The following is a 14,662-nucleotide window of genomic DNA, read 5'->3' as shown; positions in this document are numbered from 1 at the left end:
CTAGTTATTTACTATGTAATGTTTGTTTTTGAGAATAATCCTCAATTAGGGATTGACACTCTTAACACTGCTTATTATGATCTAAATGATAATGAATTTCAATATTGGGAGGAAAAAGATGAAAAAGCATATCAGCATGCTATTCGTATTTTTAATGGCCGTTATGGTACTTTCTGCCTGTAATAGTTCAGAAAGTTCAAGCAACAGCGAGGTGTCAAGCAGCAAAACAAGAACGGTCAAACATGCAATGGGGACATCAGACAACATCCCCGCCAATCCAAAACGGATTGTTGTTTTAACTAATGAAGGAACAGAGGCGCTCTTAGCGCTTGGCATTAAGCCGGTCGGAGCCGTAAAGTCATGGAAGGGCGACCCGTGGTATGACTATCTGAAAGATGACATGAAAGGTGTTAAAAACGTCGGTCTTGAAACGGAACCGAATGTGGAAGCCATCGCAGAATTAAAGCCTGATTTGATTATTGGAAACAAAGTGCGCCAGGAAAAAATTTATGATCAGTTAAATGCGATTGCGCCGACTGTTTTTGCTGAATCTTTGGCCGGGAACTGGAAGGATAACCTGACTCTATACGCCAACGCGGTGAATAAGGCGGACAAAGGCAAGGAAGTCATTGCCGATTTTGATAAACGTGTTTCTGATTTAAAAAACAAGCTGGGCGACCAGACAAACAAAACCGTTTCAGTCGTACGCTTTTTATCCGGTGAATCAAGAATCTATTATACCGATTCATTTCCTGGGATTATTTTAGACCAGCTTGGCTTCAAACGCCCTGAAAAACAAGTGGAACTGTTTAAGAAACAAAAGGACCAATTTACGTTCTCAACCGACAGTAAAGAATCTATTCCTGATATGGATGCTGATGTGCTGTTTTATTTCACTTATAAAGCCGATAATGCAAAAGAAAATGAAAAATGGGCCAATCAGTGGACAAGCAGTTCACTATGGAAAAACCTGAAGGCCGTGAAGTCAGGTAATGCACATGAAGTCGATGACGTCGTATGGACAACCGCAGGCGGAATTAAAGCCGCAAACTACCTGCTTGATGATATTGAAACCTACTTCTTAAAAACGAAATAAAAAAAGACTCCGTCTTATTAGACGGAGTCTTTTTTGCTTTTGCCAATCAGACGTGTAACGAGGAACATGGTGACAGAAAGAGATCTGTTTTTCCGATACGCTAAGTATTTCCCTCGCCACTCCGGTTTATATTTTTCTTTAAAGGCTCTTAGGCCGCTGAAACTGTACATGTATCTGACATTATTAAAAATGACAGCGGCAAACCTTTCGGACCAGAAGGATGTAAAGGCAGTGCCGACATTGGCCAAGGGTGCCATCCCCATATTAAATGACGTACAGCCCTCTTCCTTTGCCCATAAAAACATACGGATAAACAATGCGTCCATAATGCCATTTGGAGCGTCGCCGCGATAGCGCATCAGATCGACCGATATCTCTCCTTCCTGGTACATCGGCATGACATTTGCGAATGCAACGATCTCTCCTTCTGCATTTTTCATATAGGCGATCGGCGCTTTCTGTAAATAGGAAGGATCAAAAAATCCGAGCGAGAATCCCTTCTCTTTTTTCGAGCCGAGCCATTCGTCTGAGATTTGCTTCAGCTCCTCCAAAAACGCATCAGAAAATGGGGGATGATCCACATGGAAAGTATACTCCTCCCGCTCAAAGCGGTTATTGATTGCCCGAAGGCCGGCTTTTTTCTTCCCAGTCAAGGTAAATGTATTTAAATCTACATATGCTTCCTCACCCAATTTAAAGAAGTTGTAGCCAAAATCGTGATACAGCGCCATGTCCTCTCGTTCAATTTGATAGAACAAAACACTGAATCCCTTCTGATGCGCTTCGTTCAGAAATTCTTCCAGCACGAGCGGGAATGATTCTCTTTGGCCAGATGGATCGCCGAGCACGACCAGCCTTCTGGCGATTTTCCCAAACAGAAGCAGTGCATTTCCATCGCTAGAAAAATAAAACCGCTTATCTCCAAGAAAACCAAGATGGCTCAGCGCGTTGCCGCCTTTTTCATTGAGAAACGCAGCAAGACGCTCAGGGTCAGCTTTCTCTCCGATCGGTTTCGTTCTCTTATGATAGACCACTGTAAATATCAAGAAGAACAGCGGCACAATGATGATCGCCATGATGGTTGCATGTGTAATATGCGAGGTGCTGTGGACGAAATATTCGTGACGCAGCACCTTCTTCATCCGGTCCCAAATAAAGCCCGCGATCAGATTGTAGTTAAAGAGCGCCACAGTAAACAGCGCCACAGCGAATATCAATTGTCCCAGTGTATAGGATGCCTGTTCGCGGACAAATTGTTTTTTCAATAGCACAAGCAATACGATAATCATCGGCAGTACGAATATCGCGCTGATGTTAAGCCCTTTTAAAAAGCTGAACACAAAGCCGCCGACAAGCGCTGTAATGGCCATCGTGTAGGAACGTTTTGTCCGTTTATAAAGCTCGATCGGCAAAATGAGCAGAATGAGCGCTGAGCTTAAGGACAGGCCGTTGAACAGCAAAAGCGCCGGGCGCGGAATGTGCGGTATAACCGTCAGCCTGTCAATCGGCAAGGAAACTGAGGCCAAGACAATCAGACCTGCTACGAACACAATAAGGGAAAGCGAGCCTTGCAAAATTCTCACTAATACCGCACGCTGAACAACAAGCAGAACGTTTGTCGTCTCAATTGCCGGTGCGATGCGCGGGTTCGTTTCGAGCCGCTTCATTGTATTTTCCGTCAGGTCGCCGGCGGCAAAGAACAGTCCCAAGATAAATGGGATAAATGAGTAGGCGAGCCTGTACAACACAATAGAAGTAACGATGGCCTCTTGATGATAGCCAAGCTGCTCCATCCCCAGCAAAAATAAAAGGTCAAACGAGCCGAAGCCGCCCGGCACGAGGCTGATCATTCCTCCGATCGCCGCAATGACGAACACCCCGAACACATACCTGATATCTGCATGAATGCCCATAGCGAACAAAGCAAAATAGATGACGGTCCCGGCCATGAGCCATTCAACAACTGAAGCTCCAATATATGCGAAAATCGGATTTTTCACTTTATCCGCATTCTCTTCGTCCCCAGCTTTGCGGTCTTTTATTTTGGACACCGCTAAAGATAACGGCAATATCAGTGCAAAACCGATAACGACCGCCCACAGCCAAGGCTTCTCATGAATCACTTCATCAACTGGCAGCACTCTCGCAGCAACGAAAATGCTGAAAACAGATAATCCGAGCAGCATAGATGATGTGAGCCAGGCGATTCCTTTCACGAGTGCCTTATGGTCTTTCGTATGCTCCTTATAGAACATCATTCTTAACCCGACTCCGGCTAAACCGCCGAATCCCAACACATTATTAAATGAATTGGCGATCCAGGAAACCCTGAAAACTTTTCCGTTTGTGATCGATAGGCGCAGTGAGTACTTCAGGACGTAATCATACAGCGACATAGCCGCAACAGCCAGCAAGCCGATCAACACAAGCATGAATAAATCCGTTCGTTCCAGTCCGTTGATGACCATGAGCGTACGTTTGAATGACAGATTTGTCAGTTCTTTTTTCGATTGATAAATAACAAATAGCAAAACAGCAATAGGAAAAACGATTTTTAATATTGATAAAGCATTCTTTTTAATCAGCAATGGTCTCTCCAATCATATTCTAGTTCGATCCTCTCCCCCAATAATCTCCAACTCATTATACACTACCGTTATTTTACGGACAAAGTCCCGCATGCGGTTTCTGCTCACTTTCTTTCAGGAGTGAAAATCGAGTAATATGGTAAGAGGAGTGAATGATGAGGAAGTGATGAAATGGAATATAATTTACACGATACAACAGTCTTAAACGAAAACATTCTTTCATCGGAGGAACGGGAAATATGGGTGCTCTATATGAAAGTCTTAACGTCCGCCGGGCTCGGTGATGTGTCCGAGTGGATGAAACTGGATATGAGCATGCCGCAAATGAAGGTGCTGATGCTATTAAACAACCATGGAACATTGAAAGTGAGCGACATTGCTGAAAAAATGGGGGCTTCCCTGTCCAATACAACTGGGCTGCTTGACCGGCTTGAAAAATCAGGATTTGTCAAACGCTCACATTCTGAAGAGGACCGCCGCTCTGTAGTTGTTCAGTTGACAGAGAATGCGAAAAAGATTTTCCGGGGTTTGTATGAAAAGGGCCACCTGAAATTGAAGCGTTCATTAGAGCTGCTGTCCCCTGAAGAAAAGCAGGCTGTTTACGAAGGGCTGTCTATCCTTTCAAGAGCATTAGAGAATGCGAAAAAAGAATAAATCAGTAAGTCTGTCATCCGCAAACTGCGGGAGCAGGCTTTTTTTATTTGACATTTAGTTCATTTAAAATGAATAATATATTTCAAGTGAACTAAAAGGAGTTGACGAAAATGTCTGAAGCATTAACAGAGCAGAAAAGCCAAAAGTGGGCAATCAGCCTGTTTACGATTGGCGTGTTTATGGCTGCTTTAGATAACGGAATTATTTCGGCTGCTTTAACAACGATAAACGAGTCGTTTTCCGTTTCCCCTTCCTGGGGATCATGGGGCATTACCCTTTATACGCTCGGTCTTAGCGTCAGTGTGCCAATCGTCGGAAAACTTTCCGACCGCTACGGCAGAAAAAAACTCTTTCTCATTGAGGTTTGCCTGTTCGGACTTGGTTCTTTGCTTGTTGCTTTGAGCCAAAGCTTCCCGCTCTTTCTGATATCGCGGCTGATTCAGGCGCTTGGAGGCGGCGGGATTTTCATCATCGGCAGCTCTCACATTCTCGCGACCCTTCCAAAGGAAAAACAGGGGAAGGCGCTTGGGCTGCTTGGCGCAATGAACGGGATGGCCGCTGTGCTCGGGCCAAATATCGGAAGCTTTCTGCTTGATTGGACCGGGTCTTGGCATTGGCTATTTTTGATTAATTTGCCGATTGCCGTGCTATTGGTTGTTTTCGGCGCATGTTTTATCGCGGAAACAAAAGCACCTGAGGCTAAGCGCCTCGATGCGGCCGGAATCTTCCTTTTGTCCCTGTCGATTTTAGCTGTGATGTACGGCATGACCAATCTTGACGGGGCAAATCTCTTACACAGCTTGGGGAATCCGGAGGTTTATGGATGTATTATTTTTGGCATACTCTGTTTTGCAGCGCTTATCTCGTATGAAAAGAGAGTTGAAATGCGAGGAGGCGATCCCATTTTGGCGTATTCTCTGCTGCGAAACCATATGTTTCAGCGCACGCTTATCATCGGTTTGTTATCCGGGGGGCTCTTGGCGGCAGTCATTTTTATCCCGTCATATGTCGAACAGTATTTGGGTGTCCCTGCCGCAAAAGCAGGCTATTGGATGACACCGCTTGCGTTGGCTTCCGGAATCGGCGCTTGGCTTGGCGGAGCACTTACCGACAAAAAAGGTCCTGTAAAAACCGTTATTCTTTCGGGAATCATCTCATGTGCGGGGTTTGCTTTATTTCCGCTCTGGGTCACGGAAAAATGGGAGTTTGTGATCGCAAGTGTGGCAGCTGGGATCGGTTTTGGCTTTCTGTTAGGCGCTCCGCTGAACGTCCTTGTATCAGAAGCGGCAAAAACAAATAAGGGTACAGCTCTTGGCACGCTTTCATTAGTAAGGCAAATTGGACTGACCTTGGCGCCTACTCTTTATGCAGGTTTTATCACAGCCGGGTTTGACCAAATAGGTGATGAGATCAACAGCCGCTTATCGGACAGCGGATATTCAGAAAAGGCGATGCAGATGATTCCGGAGATCGACAGTTCTGAAGTTTCTTCTTTACAAGAACAAATCGAACGCATTCCCGTTCCTGAAGTCAAAACCGCGATAAGCGACGCCATTCATGCGAGTGTCGCCAGCGGCTATGATCATTTATATGCAGCGGCTGCTGTGGTCTCACTTCTGGTGATTGCTGCTATCAGTATTCCGGCTTTCCGCCGGCAAAAGCGTTAAGACCACCCCATCCGTCTGGAAAGCTCCGTAATATGAGCGATATGGTGATGTGAGTGCCAGACATACAGGCCGAGCGCGTTCTCCAGGGTAATGATCTCCTTTGTATCAGGGTGATAAAATCCGCGCTTAAATTGCTGATCCGTCAGGGTGCGGAGCAGAGCCGTCCATCTTCCGTGTAGCTCCTGCAAAAGCGAAAGTGAGCCGCTCGGATCTGCCGTTTTCGAGTCTTTTAGCTCCGACCATGCTTTTTCATCATACGGACGGATAGCCGGTGTCTCCTCCGTCAAGCTCAATTTAAAACGAATATAGCTGTTCATATGACTGTCAGCCAGATGATGAATAACTTGCCGAACGGTCCATCCACCGTCCCGGTACGGTGTGTCAAGCTGGCTGTCCGTCATGACCTCTACAGCTTGCTTCAATTTTGCCGGCACTTCTTCAAGTACTTGAATCCATTTATCTTTTTGCTCCTTCGATATGGATTCCCTCGGCTTGTATTCTCCTATTGGGTAGCTTAGATTGACTGATGTCATGAATGTTCTCCCTTCTATTCAATCTTCTCCTTTATTTTACAAGAAAAAGATTGTATATTGTGTCTTTTTCCCATACAATTAAAAACGACACTAGTGTCATTTTAATAATCAGGAGGATGAATCATGGAAAAACCGTTGTTTCGCAATCAAAAAGGACTGATGACACTGTTAGCCTCGCAAACCATTTCTTCACTTGGAGACTGGCTTCACATTTTGGCCGTGCTAACATTAGCCGCTTTTCAGCTTCATGCTTCTCCATTAGATATGTCGCTTTTAATGATGTCGTTTGCTTTGCCTGTCATTGTACTCGGACCTGTATCGGGTCTGCTTGCCGACCGTTTTGACAGAAAAACGATCATGTTTCTATCTGAAATCGGCCGTGCCCTCACTGTTATCAGCTGCGTTTATGTCAGTGAGCTTTGGCAGCTTTACGTATTGCTATCCGTTCAGAGCTGTTTTTCTTCACTTTTTTTACCTGCTAAAAACGGAAAGCTTAAGGAATTGGCTCCGGAAGCACACATTCAGCAGGCCGTTTCCGTCAGCAGCATCATTGATAACAGCTCAAAAATCTTCGGCCCTGCCCTTGGCGGCACGCTGATCGCTGCTTTCTCGATACACTCTGTTTTTTATATAAACGCCGGCGCCTTCTTTCTTTCCGCTGTCATTTTGTTTTTCCTTCCCAGAGATGCTTTTTTACAAAAAGCCAATACACCTCAAGAAAAAACAGCAGCACTTACTTCTATCAAGGAAGGCCTTCAGTTTTTGAAACGGATGCCGCTTCTATTAACAGGCTTACTAACAGCTTGTGTCGTTCTCTTTGTTTTGCAGATTGGTGATTCCCAAGCGATTATTCTTATCCGCTCCTTTTCAGGAGCTCCGCCCGAGCTGGCAGGCTGGTGCATGGCCGTAAGCGGAGCCGGGATGCTCCTTACAGCGGCCATTACCGGCAGACGGCGAATCACTTCTTATTTGCTTTATTTCTCAGCTGGAACCCTTCTTCTTGGACTAGCAACTGGAGGTGCGCCATTCCTAAGCGGTATGGGAATTGCCGGCATCACTCTCTTTATATTTGCTTTTTTCATCATGGGGGCGGCTTTCGGCCTCGTCCATATTCCATTTCAGATTCTCGTGCAAACAACAGTGCCTGTCGATTACAGCGGTAGGGTGTTCGGCGCTATTCAGAGTGCGACAACCCTCGCCTCTATCCTCGGCATGGCGGGCGGGGGCGTGCTGGCGGAATGGATCGGTGTATCACTTGCTTTTCTTGTCTGTGGCTGCTTGCTGATCATGATTGGGTTGATTACACTTATAGGTAAGAAAATTGCAGAAAGCAGGCGATATCTTGTCACCAAAAGTAACAAAGGAGCACAAGGATAAACGGCAGGCAGAGATTTTAGAGGCTGCCAAAACGGTTTTTAAACGAAAAGGATTCGAATTAACGACGATGAAGGATGTTGTAGAAGAGTCAGGTTTCAGCCGGGGCGGTGTCTATCTTTATTTTTCAAGCACTGAGGAGATGTTTCGCCGCATTATTGAAACAGGGCTGGATGAAGGACTCCGAAAGCTTGATAAATCAGCTGAACACCAAAGTGTTTGGGCCTCCATTTCCAGCTATTTGGATGAACTGACTGAGGGCCTGCGAGATGTAGCAGATACGCTGGCGCCGGTGCAATTTGAATATTTAGTGACAGCTTGGCGCAATGAAGAACGGCGGCAGTATTTGGAGAAAAGGTATGATCTTTTTGTGGAAAGGTTTTCAAGGCTATTGCAAAAAGGGATCGATCAGGGAGAGTTTCAGCCGGTTCAGCCTCTTGCGACTATCGCCAAGTTTTTCCTCAATATGAATGACGGCATCATTCAAAACGCCCTGTATTTCGATGAAGAAAAGGCTGATGTATCTGGACTTGCTGAGTCTGCAAAACTATATTTAAAAACAGTTCTGCAAGCGGATGAGAAGTAAAGAAACGCGGCAGGAGCCCCCCTGCCGCTTGTTTTTCACCCTGCGTGATCACGCACTTCGACTGTTACCTTCTTCTGTTTTGGCTGATAAATTTTCCCCACAAATAAATACCCGTATTTGAATTTATTCAGTGCCCACGAGGTCAGAATCGGGCCGGCTGTACACACGGCAAACAGCAGGAGAACAGCCGGTACGGCAGGAATTTCGGGCATATTCAAAAGCAACACGTAGCCTATAATCATAAAATAGGCATGAAGCAGATAAATCGAAAAGGAATAGTTGCTGATAAACATCATGATTTTCGGCACATGCTTCATTTTGGAAAACAAGTGAAAACACAGGAAAATCATGCTTGTTGAATACAGCATGATATCAGGCCGCTTCGAGCTGATCATGCCGATTTCACCGACATAAGAAACAGTGACAACCAGCGCCCCAGAAGCAATTGCAGCGCCGTACACCACCCAGCGGTATTGGTTCAGCAGCGCTAAAAAACGCTTGTATTCTTTTCCGCAATAGTAGGCTAGACAAAAGTAGAAAAGCCAGCCTGCGAACGGAACCCAGAAGAACGGAAATGCCCCGCCCTCTTCAGAAGCAGGAGCCAGGCTGGCTGCGGAGAAATAGCCTAAATAAGCGGCTGTCACCACAAATGAGATAGACAGCACCCATTTCGGCGATGCTTTTTTCAAGTACTCATGAAACATCATATGCAGCATGTAAAATTGAAAGATGACGAGAATGAAGTATCCGATAAAGTTTCCTAAGAATACGTTCGACAGATATTTTTGCACAAACGCGAGAAAGGTTACCTCTCCCCCCATCGCACTGGTCATCAGCAGCGCATCGATGGCCGCGATAAATAAAAAAGGAACAAAAATCACTTTTCCCCGCTTCTTTAAAAAACCGTCAGGCACCCCATCAGGATAAGAACGGGCCAGTAAAAATTCAGAGATGAAAATAAAAGCGGGCGTGCTGAACATCAGGAGTGTTCGGAAAGAATCAACAGTGTGAGAAATATCTGCAAGAGCTTCTGCCTGAAGCATCAGGACCATTGAAATGATATGGAGCAAGACGACACTTAAGCACGAAATGCAGCGGATCATAAAAATTTCTTTAATTTGCATAACAGCGCTCCTTTTATTTCAAATTGATAGAAATCGATGGTTGTACCTTAACATGTCCGCTCTATTTGAAAAAGTGCCTGATGTCATAAATTGACGTATGCATGATAGACTAAGGTCATAAGACCCTATGGCTTTCTCAGACGAAAAAACCCACTGTAACGGAGACAGCAGGTTGTTTTTTGAAGATATTAATTTGTATTGAGGCCTCCGCCATTCAGCCCTTCTTTGATATAGCCGTTCACTTGGCTATTAGAGAGCAAGCCAATATGACCGATGCCATAAAGCTGGATGTTTCGCGCTCCTTGTAACCGAGACAAGCTATTGATGACAATTTGATCATTGAGACTGTAAATAGATGTATAGAGGATCTTTTGATCAGGATCTGTACCCGGCAGCGCGGTTGATGATACTAAACCATTAGCCCCTCCAAGCGTTACGACATTTTGAATCTTATTGCCCCCGCCTAAATATTTAATATAGTACAGCGTATTGGCGCCTCCCATACTATGAGCCACAATATCTACTTTTTTTGCCCCCGTCTCTTTTAAAACACGGTCAACATATGAAGCAAGCTGCGGGCCGTTATTTAGGTTATTTCCTGTTTTATCATAAAAATCAATTGCGTATAGTTTGTTGCTTTGCCAGCCTTGAGAAATTAAGTAGTTTTTAATAGCGAAAAAGTTGTATGATGCACCACTTATTCCATGAACAAGAACGACAGGATTATGTACTGATTCAGCTTTTGCGCCAGACGGCGGAGCGGCTAAAACAGATAGAATCAGCGATAAACAAATAATGAATGCCATAAGTACTTTTTTCACGTTTATTCCCCCTTAACATGTTCATACCACCAATTTCCTATTATACATAAAAAATCAATATGGTTACTATTTTTTCTGAAAATTAAATTTAAATCTCTTTTATATTGACGGAGATAAATCGGATACCTTCTGACAAACCTTTTATCTTCATTTCCAAAGAGCCCGGTTGTGTTCCCTTCCTCCCTTTTCTATAATAAGGGGAATAGGCAGTTAGAATCACAGTTGAGCACCGGCTCATCTGTTTTGCGAAACAGCCAGACACGGAGGATAGCATGAGAGTATTAAAATACGCCATATTAGGGCTTTTGCGAAAAGGCGAATTGAGTGGATACGATATTACGAGTTATTTTAAAGAGGAGCTCGGCCAGTTTTGGAGCGCCAAGCACAGCCAGATTTACCCTGAGCTCAAAAAGCTGACGGATGAAGGATTTATCACGTTTCGGACAACGATTCAGGGCACAAAGCTGGAGAAAAAGATGTACACCCTGACAGACAGCGGAAAGCAGGAGCTGCATGACTGGCTGATCCGCCACCAGCCGATACCCGAGACGGTGAAGGATGAATTTATGCTGAAGGCTTATTTCATTTCTTGTCTATCGCGCCAGGAGGCTTCTGATTTGTTCAAAGACCAGCTGCAAAAACGCCAGGCCAAGCTTTCTGACTTACAGGGAAGCTATGAAAAGCTTATGGCTTCAGCAGAGCCGATGTCATTTTCTTCACCGGACTTCGGCCACTATCTTGTGCTGACGAAAGCGCTGGAGCGGGAGAAAAATTACGTTTCTTGGCTGGAATCAATTTTAGCTATGATAGATAAGGATTAACCGCAGTTCAGGCTACACCCATACGGATGTACCCACATGCAAAAAAACATCTGCCTAAACGGCAGATGTTTTTTAGGCTCGGAGCGCTTTCAGCCCCGCTGCGAAAGTGATCGCAGCAAATGCAAGCAAAATGCCGCAGATCCCGAGAATATCTGTGACGTGGGCACCGTTAGAGATAATCTCCGTCAGCCCGCTCATCGCCCACTTTTGCGGAAGAAATTCAGCGATGGATTGCATAAATTTCGGTTCAATGTCGATCGGCCAATACATCCCGCTCACCATACATGTTGCGATGACAAACAAGTTGCCGAACGCAAGCTGCTGTTCTGGCGTTCTGACGTTGGCCGCAATCATCAATCCAATGCCGACAACGGTCAATAGAAAAAGTGACACTAATACAATAACTGCAGCCGGATTCCCCCAGTTGATGCCAAACAGCCAATGGGTGGAAAGAAGCAATATGCCAAATTGAATCCAGCCAATGACAAAGAAGGACAGCACATACCCAGCACCGATTTCAGCTCGGCTGACAGAGGCTGTAAGCAATCTGGACCAGACGCCGTTTTTTCTTGCTTCTAAAATGGTTCCAGCCGCTCCCATCATGGTCAGCATGACAAACAGGATGGAAAAACCTGCTGCTCTGGAGGCTGTGTCACTTGCTTCCGCACCCTCTTTTTTATCACTGAGCATCTGTCGTTTTACAGCCGGAACCGTATCTTCATGTTTTTTGGCGAAAACGGTTTTATACGCCGCCTTCCAGTTTTCTCCCGCAGTCTGAGATGCCGTTTTCGCCGCGGTCACCTGAATATTGAGCGTTGCCAATGTGCTTTCTGCATATTGTTTGACCATCGGCGCTTCCGCCAGCTCAGGGCCGTGACGGAAAATCAGCTCAGGATGTTTGCCTTTTTCCAGCTGTGTCTGGAACGAGCGGGAAATGACGATGATCCCGGCAATTTTCTTTTGTTTCAGCTTTTCTGACGCTTTGTTTTCAGGCACGTTTTCGAATGTATACATATCATCGTGTGCCTTCAGCTGCCGAATATAATGCTGTGAGAGAATCGTATCGTCCTGATCAACGATTGCAAGCCGCACCTTATCATCATTGCCGCCGAGCATACTCCCAAATACAAAGGTAAGCAAAAGCGGGGCAGCAAACATGATCAAATAGTTCTGTGGCTTCTTAAAAATGAGAGAAAGCTCAATGCCGCAAATGGCTATGATTTTTTTCACCTTTTGTACCTCCTTATCTTGTATGAAGCCGTCTGATACCAATTACAAGTGAACAAAGACCGATCGCCGCAAAAAGAAGCACAGGCTTTTGAAGGTCAGCCCAGCCTCCCCCTTCCATTAAAGAAAGAAAGCCGTCAAGCGCCCAGCGATTTGGCACCGCTTTGGATACAGACTGCAAGACGTCCAGAAATTGGTACAGCGGCAGCATGGACCCGCCGAGAACCGCAAGCAATTGAATGCCGAAGCCGCCTATCGAGTCTGCAGATTTCATATCGCTGATGCACGACGCAAGCAGCATTGAAATACCAGATACAGCTGCGGCGTAAGAAAGCCCGAGTACACTCACAAACAGCAGATTACCGCCCCAGTCCACACCAAATACATTGATTGTGACGATCAGAAATATGAAAAATTGTATGATGGCAAACAGATACGTCCCAAGCCATTTTCCGAAGAGAATGACGGATTTTTGCGCAGGCGTCATCAGCATTCTGGCAAGCGTCTCCGTATCCTTTTCCTGTAAAAACGATTTCGCCCCGACTGTGATATGAAACAGCATAAACATGCAAAGCATTGCCGCCGAATAGTATTGAAAACTGGTAACGGCTTTGCTGCCGACAGATTTTTCCGCAATAGTCAGCTTGTCACCTGTTTCTTTTTCTAACGTCTTTGCCAGCTTTTCTGCAAACTGTGCAGGGTCAAGTTTTCCTTGCTGTACAGCTTCCGTTTTGCTGATGTAGTCCATTGAGGCTGACGCGGCTTCCTTTACCGCTTTATATTGCTCTATAAAAGAGCTGGCAGCTGTTTCGATGATGGAACTTTTCAATGTTTGATCAGGTGCGGCATAAACAACAGCTGAGGTTTTGCCGGCTTCCCAATGGTTCGGGATGACGATGCCTACATCGATTTTCTTTTCATCAATCAGCTTCTTCATCTTGTCTTCGCTGCCGGCTTTTGTGGCCTTTATCGACTTCATTTTTTTGAGAACATCTTTTGTAAACATGTTCGTTGCATCTGACTGGTCTGATTGAATGTAGCCGACTTTGATGTCATCAATCCGGCTGCCTCCGTCAACAACTGATCCGAGCGCCGCCCCTAAAATACATGTTAGGATGAGCGGCATTAGGATAAGCAGCATAAACCCTTTTCTGTCCGTGATTCTGATTTTGACATCTTTCCAGGCGATCCATATACTTTTTTTCATAGCCGTCCCTCCTAATCCCGCAACGTGCGGCCGGTCAGATTCAGAAACAGGCGCTCCAGATTCGGTTCCTGCACCTGAAGGGACAGCAGGTTTATATGATGAGCAGCAGCTTCAGCAAGCAGGCTGGTGACGACTTTCTCATGATGAGCCGCAGAAATATCAATTTTGAGCTCTAATTCATGTACTGTTACATCATTCACATGGGCCAAAGCTCGGATCGCCACAAGAAACGCTTCATTGATCCCGCTGACCGTGAGCTGAATGATGGTATCGCCCCCAAGGCGGCTGCACAAATCAGTTTTTGTGCCAATCGCAATCATTTCCCCCTGATCAATTATCCCGATCCGGTCGCATAAAAACTCAACTTCTTCCATGTAATGACTCGTATAGATCACCGTCATGCCCGTTTCGTTGAGCTGTTTGACTGTTTCTAAAATGTGATTTCTCGATTGAGGGTCAATACCGACAGTCGGTTCATCCATAATCAGCAGCTCGGGCTTATGCATTAAAGCCGCACCGATGTTGATTCTTCGTTTCATCCCCCCGGAAAATGTTTCAATCTTATCTTTAGCCCGCTCAGTCAGACCGACATATTCAAGGACCTCAGCCGCTCTTTTTTTGGCCTCACCGTGCGTAAGTCCGTACATTTTCCCCCAAAACATAAGATTCTCATGAGCCGTCAGCGTCGGATATAATGCAATTTCCTGCGGAACAATGCCGATTTTTTGTTTCGCTTTGGCCGTTTCTTTTCCGATAACATAGCCGCCCACCGTGATGTTCCCGCTGTCATGCGGCACAAGGCCGGAAATCATCGAGATGGTTGTGGATTTCCCCGCACCGTTAGGCCCGAGCAGACCGAACGACTCCCCCTTTTTGAGGGAAAAAGAAATGCCTTTCACGATTGTTTTTTTTCCGTATGCCTTTTTGATGTTTTCTGCTTGCAGCACGTCGTCTCACTCCTTTT

Annotated in this window: 13 protein-coding genes; 6 read left to right on the top strand and 7 right to left on the bottom strand. The window is 45.5% G+C overall.

Annotated features, from left to right (window positions below):
* Positions 1 to 118: 118 nt before the first annotated feature.
* A complete protein-coding gene (locus MHB62_RS04440) occupies positions 119 to 1,096 on the top strand; it encodes an ABC transporter substrate-binding protein (RefSeq protein ID WP_003242746.1) in 978 nt (325 codons plus the stop codon).
* Between the two features lie 17 nt (positions 1,097 to 1,113).
* On the opposite strand, the gene mprF is transcribed toward MHB62_RS04440, so the two are convergent.
* Positions 1,114 to 3,684 carry a bifunctional lysylphosphatidylglycerol flippase/synthetase MprF gene (gene mprF, locus MHB62_RS04435; RefSeq protein ID WP_003242495.1) on the bottom strand — a complete coding sequence of 857 codons (2,571 nt, stop codon included), beginning with the start codon at positions 3,682 to 3,684 and terminating at the stop codon, positions 1,114 to 1,116.
* Positions 3,685 to 3,855: 171 nt separating this feature from the next.
* On the opposite strand from mprF, the gene MHB62_RS04430 reads away from it, so the two are divergent.
* Together MHB62_RS04430 and MHB62_RS04425 are read left to right on the top strand one after the other, a co-directional pair.
* Entirely contained in the window at positions 3,856 to 4,338 is a 483-nt protein-coding gene (locus tag MHB62_RS04430; protein WP_003244538.1) for a MarR family transcriptional regulator, read from the top strand.
* 110 nt (positions 4,339 to 4,448) lie between these two features.
* Entirely contained in the window at positions 4,449 to 6,005 is a 1,557-nt protein-coding gene (locus MHB62_RS04425) for an MFS transporter (protein WP_003243108.1), read from the top strand.
* Here the strand turns inward: MHB62_RS04425 and bstA are convergent.
* Complete coding sequence (gene bstA / locus MHB62_RS04420) at positions 6,002 to 6,538, bottom strand: bacillithiol transferase BstA (RefSeq protein WP_029726848.1); 537 nt, start codon at positions 6,536 to 6,538, stop codon at positions 6,002 to 6,004. The genes MHB62_RS04425 and bstA overlap by 4 nt on opposite strands.
* Positions 6,539 to 6,661: 123 nt before the next feature.
* Between bstA and MHB62_RS04415 the strand changes: the two genes are divergently transcribed.
* Together MHB62_RS04415 and MHB62_RS04410 are read left to right on the top strand one after the other, a co-directional pair.
* On the top strand, positions 6,662 to 7,915 hold the full coding sequence (locus MHB62_RS04415) for an MFS transporter (RefSeq protein WP_003242507.1): 1,254 nt from the start codon (positions 6,662 to 6,664) through the stop codon (positions 7,913 to 7,915).
* Positions 7,881 to 8,498: a TetR family transcriptional regulator gene (locus MHB62_RS04410; RefSeq protein WP_003243967.1), complete on the top strand. Its 618-nt coding sequence runs from the start codon at positions 7,881 to 7,883 to the stop codon at positions 8,496 to 8,498. The genes MHB62_RS04415 and MHB62_RS04410 overlap by 35 nt, the downstream gene beginning before the upstream one ends.
* A 35-nt stretch (positions 8,499 to 8,533) precedes the next feature.
* Here MHB62_RS04410 and MHB62_RS04405 read toward each other — a convergent pair whose 3' ends face one another.
* Both MHB62_RS04405 and estB read right to left on the bottom strand, forming a co-directional pair.
* Complete coding sequence (locus MHB62_RS04405) at positions 8,534 to 9,622, bottom strand: acyltransferase family protein (RefSeq protein ID WP_003233584.1); 1,089 nt, start codon at positions 9,620 to 9,622, stop codon at positions 8,534 to 8,536.
* A gap of 188 nt (positions 9,623 to 9,810) precedes the next feature.
* On the bottom strand, positions 9,811 to 10,443 hold the full coding sequence (estB, locus tag MHB62_RS04400; RefSeq protein WP_015715525.1) for an esterase EstB: 633 nt from the start codon (positions 10,441 to 10,443) through the stop codon (positions 9,811 to 9,813).
* Between the two features lie 272 nt (positions 10,444 to 10,715).
* On the opposite strand from estB, the gene padR reads away from it, so the two are divergent.
* Positions 10,716 to 11,264: a transcriptional regulator PadR gene (padR, locus tag MHB62_RS04395; protein ID WP_003233588.1), complete on the top strand. Its 549-nt coding sequence runs from the start codon at positions 10,716 to 10,718 to the stop codon at positions 11,262 to 11,264.
* A gap of 72 nt (positions 11,265 to 11,336) precedes the next feature.
* Here the strand turns inward: padR and lnrN are convergent, their stop codons facing one another.
* Genes lnrN through lnrL form a run of 3 tightly spaced genes read right to left on the bottom strand, consistent with a single transcriptional unit; the run spans position 11,337 to position 14,645 of the window.
* Entirely contained in the window at positions 11,337 to 12,494 is a 1,158-nt protein-coding gene (gene lnrN / locus MHB62_RS04390) for a linearmycin resistance permease LnrN (protein WP_003233589.1), read from the bottom strand.
* Positions 12,495 to 12,507: 13 nt separating this feature from the next.
* Positions 12,508 to 13,698 (bottom strand): linearmycin resistance permease LnrM, encoded by a 1,191-nt coding sequence (gene lnrM / locus MHB62_RS04385; RefSeq protein ID WP_015715524.1) that lies wholly within the window; start codon positions 13,696 to 13,698, stop codon positions 12,508 to 12,510.
* A gap of 11 nt (positions 13,699 to 13,709) precedes the next feature.
* Entirely contained in the window at positions 13,710 to 14,645 is a 936-nt protein-coding gene (gene lnrL, locus MHB62_RS04380) for a linearmycin resistance ATP-binding protein LnrL (RefSeq protein ID WP_015715523.1), read from the bottom strand.
* Positions 14,646 to 14,662 lie beyond the last annotated feature (17 nt).

Source organism: Bacillus sp. FSL K6-0255 (assembly GCF_045040725.1).
GTDB lineage: Bacteria > Bacillota > Bacilli > Bacillales > Bacillaceae > Bacillus > Bacillus subtilis.
This window is presented reverse-complemented; position numbering and strand designations above follow the sequence as displayed.

Coding starts and splice junctions, on each gene's coding strand:
- MHB62_RS04430 (WP_003244538.1), top strand. CDS start 3,856: ATGGAATATAATTTACACGATACAACAGTCTTAAACGAAAACATTCTT.
- padR (WP_003233588.1), top strand. CDS start 10,716: ATGAGAGTATTAAAATACGCCATATTAGGGCTTTTGCGAAAAGGCGAA.
- MHB62_RS04405 (WP_003233584.1), bottom strand. CDS start 9,622: ATGCAAATTAAAGAAATTTTTATGATCCGCTGCATTTCGTGCTTAAGT.
- bstA (WP_029726848.1), bottom strand. CDS start 6,538: ATGACATCAGTCAATCTAAGCTACCCAATAGGAGAATACAAGCCGAGG.
- MHB62_RS04440 (WP_003242746.1), top strand. CDS start 119: ATGAAAAAGCATATCAGCATGCTATTCGTATTTTTAATGGCCGTTATG.
- MHB62_RS04425 (WP_003243108.1), top strand. CDS start 4,449: ATGTCTGAAGCATTAACAGAGCAGAAAAGCCAAAAGTGGGCAATCAGC.
- MHB62_RS04415 (WP_003242507.1), top strand. CDS start 6,662: ATGGAAAAACCGTTGTTTCGCAATCAAAAAGGACTGATGACACTGTTA.
- lnrM (WP_015715524.1), bottom strand. CDS start 13,698: ATGAAAAAAAGTATATGGATCGCCTGGAAAGATGTCAAAATCAGAATC.